The sequence below is a fragment of the Streptomyces sp. NPDC048255 genome (genome assembly GCF_040652415.1).
In the GTDB taxonomy this organism is placed as follows: Bacteria; Actinomycetota; Actinomycetes; order Streptomycetales; family Streptomycetaceae; genus Streptomyces.
Window position 1 is genome coordinate 136974 of sequence record NZ_JBEZMA010000016.1, and the last position, 15057, is coordinate 152030.

At 74.6% G+C, this 15057-nt stretch carries 12 protein-coding genes; 9 read left to right on the forward strand and 3 right to left on the reverse strand.

All coding sequences use genetic code 11. From position 1 onward, the window contains the following. Positions 1–182 (reverse strand): hypothetical protein (locus AB0D94_RS16090; RefSeq protein ID WP_362051611.1); only part of this gene is annotated, 182 nt, incomplete at its 3' end. 235 nt (positions 183–417) lie between these two features. On the opposite strand from AB0D94_RS16090, the gene AB0D94_RS16095 reads away from it, so the two are divergent. The 4 genes from AB0D94_RS16095 to AB0D94_RS16110 all read left to right on the forward strand — a co-directional run bounded on the left by AB0D94_RS16095 (position 418) and on the right by AB0D94_RS16110 (position 5392). Further along, positions 418–1458, forward strand: a complete 1041-nt coding sequence (locus AB0D94_RS16095; protein WP_362051613.1) for a sulfurtransferase — start codon at positions 418–420, stop codon at positions 1456–1458. A 64-nt stretch (positions 1459–1522) separates the two neighbouring features. Continuing rightward, entirely contained in the window at positions 1523–2278 is a 756-nt protein-coding gene (locus tag AB0D94_RS16100) for a DUF4097 family beta strand repeat-containing protein (RefSeq protein ID WP_362051615.1), read from the forward strand. 114 nt (positions 2279–2392) lie between these two features. Then, a complete protein-coding gene (gene lon, locus AB0D94_RS16105; RefSeq protein ID WP_362051617.1) occupies positions 2393–4789 on the forward strand; it encodes an endopeptidase La in 2397 nt (798 codons plus the stop codon). Positions 4790–4951: 162 nt separating this feature from the next. Beyond that, positions 4952–5392 carry a MarR family transcriptional regulator gene (locus AB0D94_RS16110; protein WP_362051619.1) on the forward strand — a complete coding sequence of 147 codons (441 nt, stop codon included), beginning with the start codon at positions 4952–4954 and terminating at the stop codon, positions 5390–5392. A gap of 325 nt (positions 5393–5717) precedes the next feature. Here AB0D94_RS16110 and AB0D94_RS16115 read toward each other — a convergent pair whose 3' ends face one another. Next, positions 5718–6491 (reverse strand): hypothetical protein, encoded by a 774-nt coding sequence (locus tag AB0D94_RS16115; protein WP_362051621.1) that lies wholly within the window; start codon positions 6489–6491, stop codon positions 5718–5720. Positions 6492–6881: 390 nt separating this feature from the next. Between AB0D94_RS16115 and AB0D94_RS16120 the strand changes: the two genes are divergently transcribed. Genes AB0D94_RS16120 through AB0D94_RS16140 form a run of 5 tightly spaced genes read left to right on the forward strand, consistent with a single transcriptional unit; the run spans position 6882 to position 12645 of the window. Then, positions 6882–9845 (forward strand): nitrate- and nitrite sensing domain-containing protein, encoded by a 2964-nt coding sequence (locus AB0D94_RS16120; RefSeq protein ID WP_362051623.1) that lies wholly within the window; start codon positions 6882–6884, stop codon positions 9843–9845. Further along, a complete protein-coding gene (locus AB0D94_RS16125; RefSeq protein WP_362051625.1) occupies positions 9842–10354 on the forward strand; it encodes a roadblock/LC7 domain-containing protein in 513 nt (170 codons plus the stop codon). The genes AB0D94_RS16120 and AB0D94_RS16125 overlap by 4 nt, the downstream gene beginning before the upstream one ends. Then, entirely contained in the window at positions 10351–10740 is a 390-nt protein-coding gene (locus tag AB0D94_RS16130) for a DUF742 domain-containing protein (protein ID WP_266934276.1), read from the forward strand. The genes AB0D94_RS16125 and AB0D94_RS16130 overlap by 4 nt, the downstream gene beginning before the upstream one ends. Then, positions 10721–11359 carry an ATP/GTP-binding protein gene (locus AB0D94_RS16135; RefSeq protein ID WP_362051628.1) on the forward strand — a complete coding sequence of 213 codons (639 nt, stop codon included), beginning with the start codon at positions 10721–10723 and terminating at the stop codon, positions 11357–11359. Before AB0D94_RS16130 ends, AB0D94_RS16135 begins: the two co-directional genes overlap by 20 nt. A gap of 20 nt (positions 11360–11379) precedes the next feature. Next, positions 11380–12645 carry a styrene monooxygenase/indole monooxygenase family protein gene (locus tag AB0D94_RS16140; RefSeq protein ID WP_362051630.1) on the forward strand — a complete coding sequence of 422 codons (1266 nt, stop codon included), beginning with the start codon at positions 11380–11382 and terminating at the stop codon, positions 12643–12645. Between the two features lie 30 nt (positions 12646–12675). On the opposite strand, the gene AB0D94_RS16145 is transcribed toward AB0D94_RS16140, so the two are convergent. Further along, positions 12676–13896 (reverse strand): NlpC/P60 family protein, encoded by a 1221-nt coding sequence (locus tag AB0D94_RS16145; RefSeq protein ID WP_362051632.1) that lies wholly within the window; start codon positions 13894–13896, stop codon positions 12676–12678. Positions 13897–15057 lie beyond the last annotated feature (1161 nt).

A 15057-nucleotide genomic window follows, 5' to 3' on the forward strand; every position in this document is an offset into this window, starting at 1 on the left:
GTGGCGGTGGCGGTGGCGGTGGCGGTGGCGGTGGCGGTGGCGGTGGCGGTGGCGGTGGCGGTGGCGGTGGCGGTGGCGGTGGCGGTGGCGGTGGCGGTGGCAGTGGCCGTGCCTGTGCCCGTGCTCCCGCCCGTGGCGGCGGTCATGCCCGCGGCGGTGCCCTTGGCTGTGGCCATGGCCATGCCCGCGCCCATGCCCGTGCCCGCGCCCATGCGTGGCCGGGGCCCGGCTGTGGCCGTCCCTGTGCTCCCGCCTGTGCCTGTGCCCGTGCCCGTGGCCGGGCCGCGGCGGTGGCCGTGTCCCCGGCCCCCGGTCGTTCCGGGCCGTGGCGGAGGCCGGAGGATGGGGCGTTCCGCGTCGCACGCCCGGCGGGCCGCCCCGCCGGGGGCGGTCGGCCGAGCCCCCAGGAGGTGCCGTATGCCCACGTCCCCGAACTCCGCATCCCGCGAGCCGGTACCCGGCGGGTCCGGGGCCTCCGGGGCCGCGCCCGGCGGGGCCGTGCCCGGAGTTCCCCTGCCGGGCGGGACCGGAGCTTCCGGGTCCGGGCCCGGCGCGGGCGGGGTGCCCGGGGCTCTGGTCGGGGTCGGGTGGCTGGCCGAGCGGCTCGGGGCACCCGGTCTGGTGGTCCTCGACGCCTCCGTCGGCGCCCACCGGGGCGCGGGCCACCGGATCGCGGGGGCCCGCCCGTTCGACCTCGACGGGGCCCTGTCCGACCACGACGCCCCCGCCCCGCACACCCTGCCCGGGCCCGCCCAGTTCACCGAGGCGCTGCGGGCCCTCGGCGTGCACGACACCGACACCGTCGTCGTCTACGACGGAGCGGGCGTCTACTCCAGCGCCCGCGCCTGGTGGATGCTGCGCGCCATGGGCTTCGACCGGGCGGCCGTGCTCGACGGCGGGCTGCCCGCATGGACCGCCGCGGGCCTGCCCGTGGAGGCCACCGGCCCGGTGTACGAGGGCCCGCGCGGCTCCTTCACCGCCCGCCCCCGCGCCGGGCTGCTCGTCGGCAGCGATACCGTCGCCGCCGCCCTGGCCGACCCGGCCGCGGCCGTGCTGGACGCCCGTACCCGTGAACGCTTCGCCGGCACCGCGCCCGAACCCCGCCCCGGCCTGCGCGGCGGCCACATGCCCGGCGCGGTCAGCCTGCCGTTCGGCGAGCTCCAGCGGCCCGGCGGCCTGATGCGGCCCGCCGCCGAACTCCGCGAGGCCTTCGCGGCGGTGGCGGGGGACCGGCAGCGGCTCTACTTCAGCTGCGGGTCGGGGGTCACGGCCTGCGTGCTCGCCCTCGGCGCCGACCTCGCCGGGTACCGCGAACTGGCCGTGTACGACGGCTCCTGGAGCGAGTGGGGCATGCCGTCGGAGCTCCCGGTGGCCACCGGCCCGGCGACCGGCCCGGCGGCGGATCCGACGGGTCCGGCAGGTCCGGCGGGTCCGGCGGGTCCGGTGACAGGGGGATAGCACCACCCCCGGTCCGGGTACCGCCCCCATCGGCCGGACGGCGCCGCTGCACGAGCATCGGAGCATGACTTCTCACGCCACGTCACTTCGCCCCGCCCGCACGGCGGCAGCCACGCTCGGCGTCGGCCTGCTCCTGGCCGGCTGCTCCTTCGGGGAAGGCCCGAAGCGGACGGCGAGCGCCGACGCCACCGTCGCCGAGGCCGTCACCGCGGTCGAACTGACGGAAGCCCGGGCCGGCTCGATAGAGGTGGTCGCCGGCACCGGACCCGGCGTCACCGTCCGCCGCACCGTCCACTACCGCGGCGATACCCGGCCCACCCCGGGCCAGCAGGTCTCGGGCGGTGTGCTGACCTTCACCGACGGCTGCTCCGGCACGTGTTCCATCGACTACCGCCTGGAGGTCCCGGCCTCCGCCACGGTCCGGCTCGGCAACAGCAGCGGCGAGATCACCGTGGCGGGGGTGGCGGCCGCCGACCTGACGTCCGACTCCGGCGCGGTCGAGGCGGACCGGGTCGCGGGCCCGCTGAAGATCCGTACCTCCTCGGGCGCGATCACCGCGACCGGCCTGGCCGGCCTGAGCGCCGACATCCGCTCCGATTCGGGCGACACCCGCCTGGACTTCACGCGCGCTCCGGCCGCGGTGGCCGCCGAGACCAGCTCGGGGAACCTCGCCCTGAAGGTCCCCTCGGCCGCGTACCGGATCGCGGTCTCCACCACCTCCGGCGCCCGTGAGGTCTCGCTCCCCGCGGACCCCGCGGCCTCCTCCACCCTCTCGGCGAAGACCACCTCGGGCGACGTCCGCATCTCCGCGGCCGACTGACGGTCGCACGGGCCGCGAGCGCTGTTCGCCCGGGGCGAACGGGTGTTGGGGAACATTGGGGGACGCAGATGCATTGAGTCGGCATAGCTCAACTTCACTGCCGGAGGGAAGATCATGGCTTCGACGTCCGTAACGCTCACCCTGCCCGTGCTGCCGCTCGACGACGAGGTCGTGCTGCCCGGAATGGTCGTTCCCCTGGACCTGTCCGACGCCGAGGTACGGGGGGCAGTGGAGGCCGCCCAGGCGGCGGCCGGGACCGGGAAGCCCCGGGTGCTGCTCGTGCCGCGCGTCGACGGGAAGTACGCGGGCACCGGCGTGCTGGGGACCGTCGAGCAGGTCGGCCGACTCTCCGACGGGGACCCCGGGGCGCTCATCCGCGGCCGCGGACGCGTCCGCATCGGCGCCGGGACCACCGGCCCCGGCGCCGCGCTCTGGGTCGAGGGCGAAACCGTGGACGAGAGCGTCCCGGACCCACTGCCCGGCGTGGTCGCCGAGCAGGTCAAGGAGTACAAGGCGCTCGCCACCAGCTGGCTCAAGAAGCGCGGGGCCTGGCAGGTCGTGGACCGGGTCCAGCAGATCGAGGGGGTCTCGGCCCTCGCCGACAACTCCGGCTACTCCCCCTTCCTGACGCTGGACCAGAAGGTCGAACTGCTGGAGACCGGTGACGCCGTCACCCGCCTCGGCCTCGCCATCAAGTGGCTAAGGAACCACCTGGCCGAACAGGACGTGGCCGAGTCCATCGCCAAGGACGTCCAGGACGGCGTCGACAAGCAGCAGCGCGAGTTCCTGCTCCGCAGGCAGCTGGAGGCCGTCCGCAAGGAACTGCGCGAGCTGAACGGGGAGAAGGACGGCGAGGAGTCCGACGACTACCGGGCCCGTGTCGAGGCCGCCGACCTCCCCGAGAAGGTCCGGGAGGCCGCGCTCAAGGAAGTCGAGAAGCTGGAGCGCTCCAGCGACCAGTCGCCCGAGGGCTCCTGGATCCGGACCTGGCTCGACACCGTCCTCGAACTGCCCTGGAACGAGCGGACCGAGGACCAGTACGACATCCGGAGCGCCCGGGCCGTCCTCGACGCCGAACACGCGGGCCTCAGCGACGTGAAGGACCGCATCACCGAGTACCTCGCCGTGCGCAAGCGGCGCTCCGAGCGCGGGATGGGCGTCATCGGCGGACGCCGCGGCGGCGCGGTGCTCGCCCTGGTCGGGCCGCCCGGAGTCGGCAAGACCTCGCTCGGCGAGTCGGTGGCCCACGCCATGGGCCGCAAGTTCGTCCGCGTCGCCCTCGGCGGCGTACGGGACGAGGCCGAGGTGCGAGGACACCGGCGGACCTACGTCGGCGCCCTGCCGGGCCGGATCGTCCGGGCCATCAAGGAGGCCGGGTCGATGAACCCGGTGGTCCTCCTCGACGAGATCGACAAGGTGGGCTCCGACTTCCGCGGCGACCCGGCAGCAGCCCTGCTGGAGGTCCTCGACCCGGCGCAGAACCACACCTTCCGGGACCACTACCTGGAGGTGGAACTGGACCTGAGCGACGTGGTGTTCCTGGCCACCGCCAACGTCCTGGAGGCCATCCCCGAGGCGCTCGCCGACCGGATGGAGCTCGTCCGCCTGGACGGGTACACCGAGGACGAGAAGGTGGTCATCGCGCGGGACCACCTGCTGCCGCGCCAGCTGGAGCGCGCCGGGCTCGGCGCCGACGAGGTCGTCCTGGAGGAGGACGCCCTGCGCAAGCTGGCCGGGGAGTACACCCGCGAAGCGGGCGTACGCACCCTGGAACGCTCCCTCGCGCGCCTGCTGCGCAAGGTGGCCTCGCAGCACGAACTCGGCGAGCGGGAGCTGCCCTTCCGGATCGGCGCCGGTGAACTGCGGGCGCTCATCGGGCGACCGCACCACGTGCCGGAGTCCGCCCAGGACCCGGCCGAACGGCGCACCGCCGTCCCCGGCGTGGCCACCGGCCTCGCCGTCACCGGAGCCGGCGGCGACGTGCTCTTCGTCGAGGCCTCGCTGGCCGACCCGGAGACGGGCGCGGCCGGCCTGACCCTGACCGGCCAGCTCGGCGACGTCATGAAGGAGTCGGCGCAGATCGCCCTCAGCTTCCTGCGCTCGCACGGCGCGGAACTGGAGCTCCCCGTCGCCGACCTCAAGGACCGGGGCGTGCACATCCACTTCCCGGCGGGAGCGGTGCCCAAGGACGGCCCGAGCGCGGGCATCACCATGACGACGGCGCTCGCCTCGCTGCTCTCGGGGCGGCAGGTGCGCACCGACGTGGCGATGACCGGTGAGGTCTCGCTGACCGGGCGGGTCCTGCCGATCGGCGGGGTGAAGCAGAAGCTGCTGGCCGCGCACCGGGCCGGGCTGACCACCGTGATCATCCCGAAGCGCAACGAGGCCGACCTGGACGACGTCCCGGCCGAGGTGCTGGAGGGGCTGGAGGTGCATCCCGTGACGGATGTGCGCCAGGTCCTGGAACTGGCCCTGGACCGGACGCAGGCCTCGGTCACGGCCGTCGCCTGACCGGCCGCCTGACCGGCCGTCTGACCGGCCTGCCGGACGGCTGCCCGACCGCCGTCTGACCGGCCGACCGTACGGCCCGGGACCCCGCCCCGGCGGGGCCCCGGGCCGTCGGCGCGCCCACTGCGAAATACTGGCGGCTCGGACCACCGATGGGAGCAGGACGTGCACGGGAGCGAAGACCAGGAGTTCCTTGCCCTGGAGCGGGAGCTGTCCGTCTTCCTCCGGCGCGCACGCGCCTCGTCCGGGGAGATGGCCCGCGCCCTCCACCCCGAGCTGGAACCCGCGGCGTACGGGCTCCTCACCCGCCTCGAAGCCGCCGGACGGCAGCGGGCCACCGAGCTCGCCGCCTACTTCGGCGTCGGCAAGGCCACCATGAGCCGCCAGCTGCGGGCCCTGGAGGTCCTCGGCCTGGTGGCCCGCGAGCCGGACCCCGCCGACGGCCGGGCCTTCCTGGTCGGCCTCACCGAGGAGGGCCGCGAGCGCTTCCTGCGGGTACGCGACGCCCGGCGCGAGCGGTACATGCGCAAGCTCGCCGGGTGGGACCGAGGCGAGGTGGCGGAACTGGCCCGCCTGCTGAACCAGCTGAACACCGGCGGGGAGTAGACCAGGCCCCCGCAGGGCGAGCGCGCGACCGGGGCCGGGTGTGTGCCCGGGGTGGCCCGCAGGGCGCCGTGGGGCGGGGACGCGCAGCAGTGTCCCCGCCCCACGGCGCCCGGCCCGGGCGGAGCCGAACCCGGCCCCCAGGCGGAGCCGAACCCGGCGGAGCCGGACCCGGCGGAGCCGAACCCGGCGGAGCCGAACCCGGCCCCCAGGCGGAGCCGACCCGGCGGAGCCGAACCCGGCCCCCCCGGCGGAGCCGAACCCGGCCCCCCCGGCGGAGCCGAACCCGGCCCCCCCCGGCGGAGCCGGACCCGGCGGAGCCGGCCCGCTACAGCTCCGCGTACACCGCCGACGCGTCGTCGTGCCGCTTGCCGCGAGGCACAAGGCGGGCCGGGTCGGACTCGATCGCCCGCACCCGGCCGATCAGCCCCTGCGCGCCCTCCTTGCGCAGCACCCCCAGGCACTCGGCCCAGTCGCCCTCCCCGAAGTGGTCCGTCCACCGGCTCGCCCCGTCGGTGAGCGCCGCCACCGCCCGGACCTCCCCTCGCGGGGTGCGCCCGGTCACCGCCCGGGCCGCCACCGCGGGATCGGCCGCCGCGGTGAAGAAGCCGCCCTCCGCGTTGCGCAGGGCGTCCGTAGCCCCCACCGACCGCAGCACCTCCCGGGGGACCCGGTCCAGCCGGTCGTCGAGCACCGCCGTCACCTCGCCCCCGGGCGCCTGGAGCAGCAGCACCGAATCCGAGAGCACGAGGTGCTCCACGTAGGCCTCGTCCCAGCGGACCACGACCACCGTCGCCTGCGGCGTCCGCACGTGAGAAAGGTCACACGTGTCGTGGTGCGCCTCGGCCGTGGCGCGGACCGCCTCCGCCAGGATCCGGTCCAGCGGCATGTCCCGCCGCGATCCGGACAGTTCGGTCAATCGGCCCCCGAGGCGGGCCGCGAACCACGGCACTCCGTGCACGCACCCGTCGTCGCCGCGAGGCGGTGTGACCCCGTCCAGGGCGACCAGGACGCCCCCGCCGCAGGCGGGCAGCGCGGCCGACACCCAGTCCTCGTTGGGGCGTTCCGGGCTGCCGGGGGCGGAGGCGAGGTCGATGCGCATACCGGCATTCTGCCCGGCGGGCCCCGCCGTGGCCGGGAAGGTTCGTACCAAGGCGGGCGGGCGCGGGGCCGGTCCACCGGACGCCCGCCGTCCCCGGGATCCGGGGCCCGGGCGTGCGATGTGGCCGGGCATCCTGCCAAAGGCCGCATCGATCTTTCAACCGCCCGTCCACGGCGGCGCTCTGGCACGGGGTGTCCGAGTTGGTTGCCAACTCATCCGTGATGTTCACTCGTTCGAGTGGCCGGGTGGGCGATGTGCGGCTCTCTCCCCATCACACTGCAAAGGTCTGAGGCGGTACGAGGGGGCAGGGGGCGTTTACTTGTTGACCGGCCGTTACCTCGGCCACACGAGTAGACGAGCTAGAGCACACGTACAGGATTGCGAGCACCGGTGCAGAAGAAGCGGTCTCGGAAGAACGGCACCGCCACCGACGGCCCGGCCCCCGCAGGACGCCGCGTCCGCGTGCGCCGCAGGCTGGTCGTAGGCGTAGCCGTTTCCGGCCTCATCGTCCTCGCGGCCGGCGCACCCGCCGTCGTCACCGCCTCGACGGAACTCAACGATTCCCAACGCCTGGTCACCCTCGCGGAACAGACCAGGCAGACCCTCACCCTCGCGCACCTCCTCGGCGACGAGCGCGACGCCGTCATCGAGTACGTCGCCAAGGGCCGCCCCGGCGCCGCCAAGGGCGCCGTCCAGGAGCGCGCCACCCGCACCGACCGGCAGCTCGCCGAGGTCCGGGCCGAGGCCGACGAGGAACTCGCCCGCGCCCTCGGCCGGGTCCAGGCCGTGCGCACCGAGGCCGTCGACGGCAAGGGCAGCCCCCTCGCCGCCCACCAGGCCTACGCCGGTGTCATCGCCGAACTCCTCGCCCCGGGCGACCGGCTCACCGAGCTGACGCCGCCGCGCGCCGAGGCCGCCCTGGCCACCGTCCGGCCGCTGGCCCCGCTGGGCCAGGCCGTGGAACAGGCCTCGGCCACCCGTGGACTGCTGCTCGCCGCGCTGGCCGTCCCCCGCGGCGAGCAGCTCCCCAACTCGGCCGTGACGGACGAACTCACCACCGCCGCCCAGCGGGCGCGCGTACGGGAGCAGGCCGCCCTGGAGGACTTCGCGCGGGTCGCCCGGCCCGACGTACGCCAGACCCTCGCCGCGACCGTCACCGGACCCGAGGTCAAGGCGGCCGACGAGCACCTCAAGCGGCTCACCGAGCGGCCCACCCTGTCCCCGGCCGACCGCAAGACCGACGGGGCCACCATCGCCCCCGCGCTCACCGCCCGCATCGACCGGATGCGGTCCGTCGAATCGACCCTGGCCGGCCAGCGGGCCACCGCCCTCGCCGGGCTGCGCGACGACGACGTGACCCGGCTGGAGACCCTCGTCGCCCTGCTGGGCGTGCTGTTCCTGGTCACCGTCGGCGTCTCCACCGCCGTGGCGCGCTCCCTGACCCGCCCGCTGTCGGTCCTGCGCCGGGGCGCCGAGCGGCTGGCCACGCCGGAGGGCTCGGTGGAGCCGGTGCGCTTCACCGGCCGCAACGACGAGTTCGCCGAGGTCGTCCGCCACCTGAACGCGGTCCGCGACCAGACCGTCTCCCTGCACACCCGGATCGCCGGGCTCGACGCCGACCGCCGCCGGCTCATCGGCCGCAACGAGGCGCTGACCTCCAGCCGGGAGGTGCTGGACGAGGAGCTGACGAAGCTCCGCGCGGGCCTGGAGGAACACCGCCGGGTCATGTCCACGACCTCCGTCTCCCTGTCCCTGCGGACCCTGGGCCTGGTGGAGCGCCAGCTCGCGGTCATCGAGGAACTGGAGTCCAAGGAGCAGGACCCCGACCGGCTGGCGACCCTGTTCAAGCTGGACCACCTGGCGACCGTGATGCGCCGCCACAACGAGAACCTGCTGGTCCTCGCCGGCCAGGAACACGGCCACGGCCAGGTGCTCCCGGTACCGCTGGTCGACGTCATGCGGGCCGCCGTCAGCGAGATCGAGCGCTACGAGCGCGTCGACCTCGCGGACCTGCCCTCGTACATCCAGGTCGCGGGACACGCCGCCGACGACGTCTCGCACCTGCTCGCCGAACTCCTGGAGAACGCGACGACCTTCTCGCCGCCGGAGGCCAAGGTCAAGGTGTCCGGCCGGCTGCTGGACTCCGGCGAAGTGGTGCTGTCCGTCGTGGACGAGGGCATCGGGGTCACCGAGGACCGGCTGGAATCGCTGAACTCCCGGCTGTCCACGCCCGAGGCCTACGACGAGGAACCCGAGGCGGAACACGGCCTCGGCCTCGGCCTGTACGTGGCCGGGCGGCTCGCGGCCCGGCACGGGGTCACCGCTGAGCTCCGCGCCCCGCGGCACGGCGGGACCGAGGCCCTGGTGGTCGTCCCGGCGACGCTCCTCCCGGCCGGCCCGCCGGTGACCCCGGTCCACACCCTGGCCACGCCGGGCGCGTCCGCGCTGCGACTGCCGGGCGTGGTCGCGGAGGCGAACGAGAACACCCTGCCGAGGCACACGCGCGGAGCGGGGGTGCAGCCGCCGGCGGATCCGCTGACGGAGCCCCTGCCCGAGCCGCTGGCGGAGTCCGCGCCGGAGCGGGAGCCCGCGCGGGCGGCCGTGCCCGAGCCCGCCGAGGAACTGCTGGCCCGGGTGGTCCCGGACGCCGCCCCGGAGGCGTTCGCGGCGCCGGAGCAGCGCGCTCCGGCGGAGCCCGAGGCCGAGCCCGCCGCCGCTGAGCCCGCCGCCGAGCAGCCGCTGCCCGAGCCCGCCGCGGCCGAGGAGCTGCTGGCCCGGGTCGTCGCGGAGGCGGACCCGGTGGCCTTCGCCGAGCCGGTGGCCTTCACCGACCCGGTGGACGGACCGCTGCCGCCCGCCGAGCAGGTCTTCACCGTCCCGGCACCGGCGCCGGCCCCGGCCGCCGCGCCCGAGCCGGAGCCCGTGCCGACCGCCGCCCCCGCGCCCGAGCCGGAGGCGGACCCGCACAGCCACACCGCCGACGAGGGCAACTGGCTCCCCCGCCAGGGCGGCCATCCCTCCGACCTCGCCGCCCCCGCCGAGCCCGCCCGGGAGGCCCCCGCCGCCCCGACCGTCACCGGCAAGGGCCTGCCGAAGCGGACCCCGCGCACGGTGGCCACCGGCCGCGTGGAGGACGTACGGCCCGACGCGCGGCCCGAGCCGCCGCGCAAGGTCGATGCCGACGAACTGCGGCGCCGCCTCGGCGGCTTCTACCAGGGCGCCCAGGACGGGCGGCGCGTGGTCGCCGCCGAGCTCGCACAGGACCGCGGCCAGGACGACGCGCAGGACCAGGGGCAGGGACCAGGGCAGGGGCAGACCGACCGGGGGGACACCGCACAGGAGGCACGCACATGACCGCGCCCAGTACGTACGGACTGAGCACCCAGGCCCGCAACCTGCAGTGGCTGCTGACCGACCTGGTCGAGGAGGTACCCGGCGTCAACTCCGTCGCCGTCGTCTCCTCGGACGGGCTGCTGCTCCTGTCCTCCGAACCGGCCGGGCCGGACGGACCGGCCGGCCCGGCGGCCACCGCGGGCCCCGCCGAGAGCCCGAGACGCCCCAAGGGCCCGCGCGGCGCCTCCGCCGACCTCGCCACCATCGTCTCCGGCCTCGGCAGCCTCACCACCGGCGCCGCGGCCCTCATGGACGGCGGTTCCGTCAAGCAGACCATGGTGGCGATGGAGCACGGCTCCGTCTTCGTCATGGCCATCAGCGACGGCTCGCTGCTCGGGGTGCACGCCACCCCCGACTGCGACATGAGCGTCGTCGCCTACCACATGGCCCTGTTCGTCGGCCGCGCCGGCCACGTCCTGACCCCCGAAGTCCGCAGCGAGCTGCGCCAGTCGATGGAGAACACCCCGTGAGGAGTCCGGCCTCCGACCGGCTGCCGATACGCGGCGCCGACCGCCGCCCCGCCCGTGTCCGTCCCTACTCGCTCACGGGCGGCAGGACCCGCTTCACGCAGGTCCTGCTGGTGGAGACCTTCGTCGCCGCCCTGGAGACCAAGGCGTCCGAACCGCAGAAGCCCGACCGCATGCCCGAGATGCCCGCCATCGTCGAGGTCTGCCGCCGCATGCGCACGATCGCCGAGATAGCCGCGCTGCTGAAGCTGCCGCTCGGCGTGGTCCGCGTCCTGGTCAGCGACCTCGCCGACCAGGGAAGGATCCGCGTCTACGGGACCGGGCACGGCACCGGCCGCCCCGAACGCGCGCTGCTCGAAAGGGTGCTCAGTGGCCTTCGCCGTCTCTGACCGGCCGGTCCCGCCGGCGGTGCCGGCGGCCGACGACGAGCCCGTCCAGCCCTGGCAGTACGACCGCTCCCGCGCACCCGTCGCCGTCAAGGTCCTGGTCGCGGGCGGATTCGGCGTGGGCAAGACCACCTTCGTCTCCTCCGTCTCCGAGATCACCCCGCTGCGCACCGAGGCGGTGATGACCCAGGCCAGCGTCCCGACCGACGACCTCTCCGGCACCCCGGACAAGAACACCACCACCGTCGCGATGGACTTCGGCCGCGTCACCCTCGACGACGACCTCGTCCTCTACGTGTACGGGACCCCGGGCCAGGAGCGGTTCTGGTTCATGTGGGACGACCTGGTGCGGGGGGCCGTGGGCGGCATCGTCCTGGCCGACACCCGCCGGCTGCGCGACTGCTTCCCGGCGCTCGACTACTTCGAGAGCTGCGGGCTCCCGTACGCCGTCGCCGTCAACCACTTCGAGGGCTCGCGGTCCTACGAGCCCGAGGACGTGCGCGAGGCGCTCACGATCCCGCCGGACGTACCCGTGGTGATCATGGACGCGCGGCATCGGCCGACGGTCGTGGAATCCCTGCTGACGCTGGTGGGGCACGCCCTCGACACCACACCCGAATAGACCCGAATCGAGAACGTGAGATGCGCAAGATACTCGTCGTGGGGGCCGGCCAGTCCGGTCTCCAGCTCGCCCTCGGACTCCAGTCGAAGGGGTACGAGGTCACCCTCATGTCCAACCGGACGGCGGACGAGATCCGCACCGGACGGGTCATGTCCACGCAGTGCATGTTCGACACCGCGCTCCAGCACGAGCGCGACCTCCGGATCAACTTCTGGGAGCAGCAGGCCCCGAAGATCCAGGGCCTCGGCGTCTCCGTCGCCGCCCCCGACGCCACGCGTCCCATCGACTGGCTCGGCCGCCTCAAGGGCTACGCGCAGTCCGTGGACCAGCGCGTGAAGATGGCCGGCTGGCTCGACACCTTCGCGCAGCGCGGCGGACAGCTCGTCATCCACGGCGCCTCCGTCGCCGACCTCGACTACTTCTCCCGTACCTACGACCTGACGCTGGTCGCCGCGGGCAAGGGCGAGCTGGTGTCGATGTTCGGCCGGGACGCGGCGCGCTCCCCCTACGACGCCCCGCAGCGCGCGCTCGCGGTCTCGTACGTGCACGGGCTCGACCCGCGCCCGGAGCACCCGGACACCGAGGCCGTCCGCTGCAACCTGGTGCCGGGCGTCGGCGAACTCTTCGTCATGCCGACCCTCACCACCTCCGGCCGGGCGGACATCCTGTTCTGGGAGGGCATCCCGGGCGGCCCGCTGGACGCCTTCCAGGGCATCAGGTCCCCGGGGGAGCACCTGGCGCTGACGCTGGACCTGATGGAGAAGTTCACGCCCTGGGAGCACGCCCGGGCGACGAAGGCGGAGCTGACGGACGAGGGCGCCACCCTGGCCGGCCGCTATGCGCCGGTGGTCCGCAACCCGATCGGCCGCCTCCCGGGCGGCGGGCTCGTACTCGGTGTCGCGGACGTGGTCGTCGCCAACGACCCGATCACCGGGCAGGGCTCGAACTCCGCCGCCAAGTGCGCGGCCTCGTACCTCTCCTCGATCCTGATGCACGGGGACAAGCCGTTCGACGAGCCGTGGATGAAGGCGACCTTCGACAAGTACTGGTTCACCACGGGCAAGCCGGTCACCCAGTGGACGAACGCGATGCTGGGCGTCCCGCCGGAGCACGTACTGAACCTGATCGGCGCCGCCGGGCAGCTCCAGCCGGTGGCGGATCGATTCGCCAACGGCTTCGACAACCCGGCCGACTTCGACGCGTACTTCTACGACCCCGAGGACGCGGCGGACTACCTGGCGGAGGTGGCGGCGTCGGCGCAGCCGTCCGCTTCTTCCTCCGACTAGTCCTCGACGGGTCTTCGACAGGTCTGCCGCCTAGTCCTCCGACTCGTCCTCGGCCTCGTCCGAGGCCTTGCCGTCCGCCTCGCCGGACCCGGCATCCGGCGCCGACTCGGCCGAGTAGCCCGCGTCGTCCCCCGCCGCCGCGCCCTCGGGCAGCGGCGGGGGCACGAAGCGGTCGAGCGGAGCCCCCTCCGGATCCGGCCGCACCGCCCCGAGCAGCGGATTCGCCGCGATGGGCGACACCTTGACCCGCGCCCCGGGGCGCGGCGCCTGGATCACCTTGCCGTCGCCGATGTACAGGCCCACATGGGTGGCCTTGGGGAAATAGACCACCAGGTCACCGGGGCGCAGCTGGTCGAGCGGCACCTTCGGCAACTGCGCCCACTGTTCCTGGCTGGTCCGCGGAATGCTCCGCCCCGCGTGCGCCCAGGCCTGCGAGGTGAGCCCCGAACAGTCGAAGGACCCCGGCCCCTCGGCGCCCCAGACGTACGGCTTGCCGATCTGGGCCGCCGCGTACGTCAGCGCCACGCCCCCGGCGGCCGTGGGCGTACGGGCCGCCGCGGCGCCCGGGCTCCCCAGCCGGCCCGAATCCACCAGCTTCCGCTGCGCGTCGGCGGTGTTCTCGGCCTCCCGCTCGCCCAGCCGCGTGAGCTGCGCGGGAGTCAGCGAAGCCAGCATCCGCTCCACCGCCCGGAGCTGCGAGGCCACCTCCTCCTTGTGCCGCTTGCGCTCCGCGGCCAGGGTCTGCTCCGCATCCAGGGCCTTGCGGGCCCGGACGGCCAGCGCCCCCGCCTTCCGCTCACCCCGCACGAGCCGCTCCAGTACGGCGGCCCGGCGGGCACCCTCACGGGCGACGAGCCGGCGCTGGTCGAGCGCGACCCGGGGATCCCCGGCGAGCAGCATCCGGGCGTACGGGGACAGGCCCCGCGAGCCCTGGTACTGCTCCCGGGCCAGCCGCCCGGCGGCGGCCTTCTCGGAGCCGAGGGCGGTACGGGCCTTCCCGAGCTCGGACGCCAGCCGCCGCTCCTCGCCCTGCCGGGCCCCCAGCGCGACCTCGGTGGCGTTGTACGCCTCGGTCGCCTCCTCGGCCTTCTGGTACAACCCCTGCAGACGGGTGAGCAGCACCCCGACGGACTCACCGGGCCCGCCGGACCCGCCGGGCTCGGCGTGGGCACCGGGAAGCGGCCCGGCCGCGACGAGCGCGGGCACGAGTACTGCGGCGATGCAGGCGGCGCGAAGCAGCCGACGTGACATGGGGTCACCTCCGAGGCCCCGATGCTGCCACGTCCGGTATGACAAATCCCCCACCCGAGTCGGCCAGCCCCCCGAACTCCCCCGTGTGGCCCTGGGGGTGGGGGCGGCGGGGTGGGGCGGGGCGGGGGCTTCGGGGGCGGGGGGTGGTGGCGGGGCGGGATCGTGGGGGTGGGGCGGGGACTTCGGGGGCGTGTAGCGGCGGGGCGGGATCTTGGAGGCGGGGCGGGGCTTCGGGGGCCTGTACCGGTGGGACGGGATCTTGAAGGCTGGGCGGGGCTTCGGGGGCCTGTACCGGTGGGACGGGATCTTGAAGGCTGGGCGGGGGCCTGGGGGCCTGTGCCAGTGGGACCCGATCAGGGAAGGTTTGGGGGTTTCCCGTCAGTCCCATCGTCTCTCCGTGTCGGGCCGGCCCCTCAAGGGCGCTCCCTGCGGTCGCGTCGCTTCGCGATGGCCTGCGGCCACCCTTGACCGGCCGTCCCGACACGGAAAGACAGGACTGTCGGGAAGCCCCCAAAAGAACGGTCACCTGGGACCAATAGACATTCGGGGCGGCCGGGGAGGCGCGGCCTGGGTGCAGCCGCCTTGTCGGAGCAAGACCCCGACCAGACCCCCGGCAGAAGCCGCCCAGAGCCGGTAGCGCATCAAATCGCTACGCGCTCCTCACCTCTTAGCGTCTGCCACCCGCCTGGGGCTGGACATAAGCCGCCACAGATCGCTACACGCTCCCGAGCGACGGCGTCCGGCGCCCATCTGGGGCTGGACATAGGCCGCCACCGGTCCGGTAGGCGCCTGAGGTGAGTGGGCGTCGACCAGCCGAGTGCGAGATGAGTGCAAGCCGCCCACGGGCCGCCGATGGGGGCCGAAGTCGGACGTCTGACGGCGAGCAGCGGCGGAAAGGGCGTTTTGTCAGCTGCCGGAGGACGGGAAGGGGCATCTGAGGGCTACCGAGGGGCCTGAGAGACTCCCCAATGGCCGTCCGGGAGGCCAAAAGCGCCCTAACGGAGTCTGATGCCGGATTTCTCGGCATCTCACTCCGTCAAGACGCCTTCCACACCTCAACTCGCCTCCAAATGCGCACAAACCACCCGCTGACGCGTGCGGGAGGTGGGTGACTGGTCGTGGGCGGCCTATGTCCAGCCACCGGCGGGTGGCGGACGCCAT

Excerpts from the sequence above, each read along its gene's own strand:
- AB0D94_RS16115 (WP_362051621.1), bottom strand. The coding sequence starts at position 6,491 with ATGCGCATCGACCTCGCCTCCGCCCCCGGCAGCCCGGAACGCCCCAAC.
- AB0D94_RS16145 (WP_362051632.1), bottom strand. The coding sequence starts at position 13,896 with ATGTCACGTCGGCTGCTTCGCGCCGCCTGCATCGCCGCAGTACTCGTG.
- AB0D94_RS16140 (WP_362051630.1), top strand. The coding sequence starts at position 11,380 with ATGCGCAAGATACTCGTCGTGGGGGCCGGCCAGTCCGGTCTCCAGCTC.
- AB0D94_RS16095 (WP_362051613.1), top strand. The coding sequence starts at position 418 with ATGCCCACGTCCCCGAACTCCGCATCCCGCGAGCCGGTACCCGGCGGG.
- lon (WP_362051617.1), top strand. The coding sequence starts at position 2,393 with ATGGCTTCGACGTCCGTAACGCTCACCCTGCCCGTGCTGCCGCTCGAC.
- AB0D94_RS16100 (WP_362051615.1), top strand. The coding sequence starts at position 1,523 with ATGACTTCTCACGCCACGTCACTTCGCCCCGCCCGCACGGCGGCAGCC.
- AB0D94_RS16125 (WP_362051625.1), top strand. The coding sequence starts at position 9,842 with ATGACCGCGCCCAGTACGTACGGACTGAGCACCCAGGCCCGCAACCTG.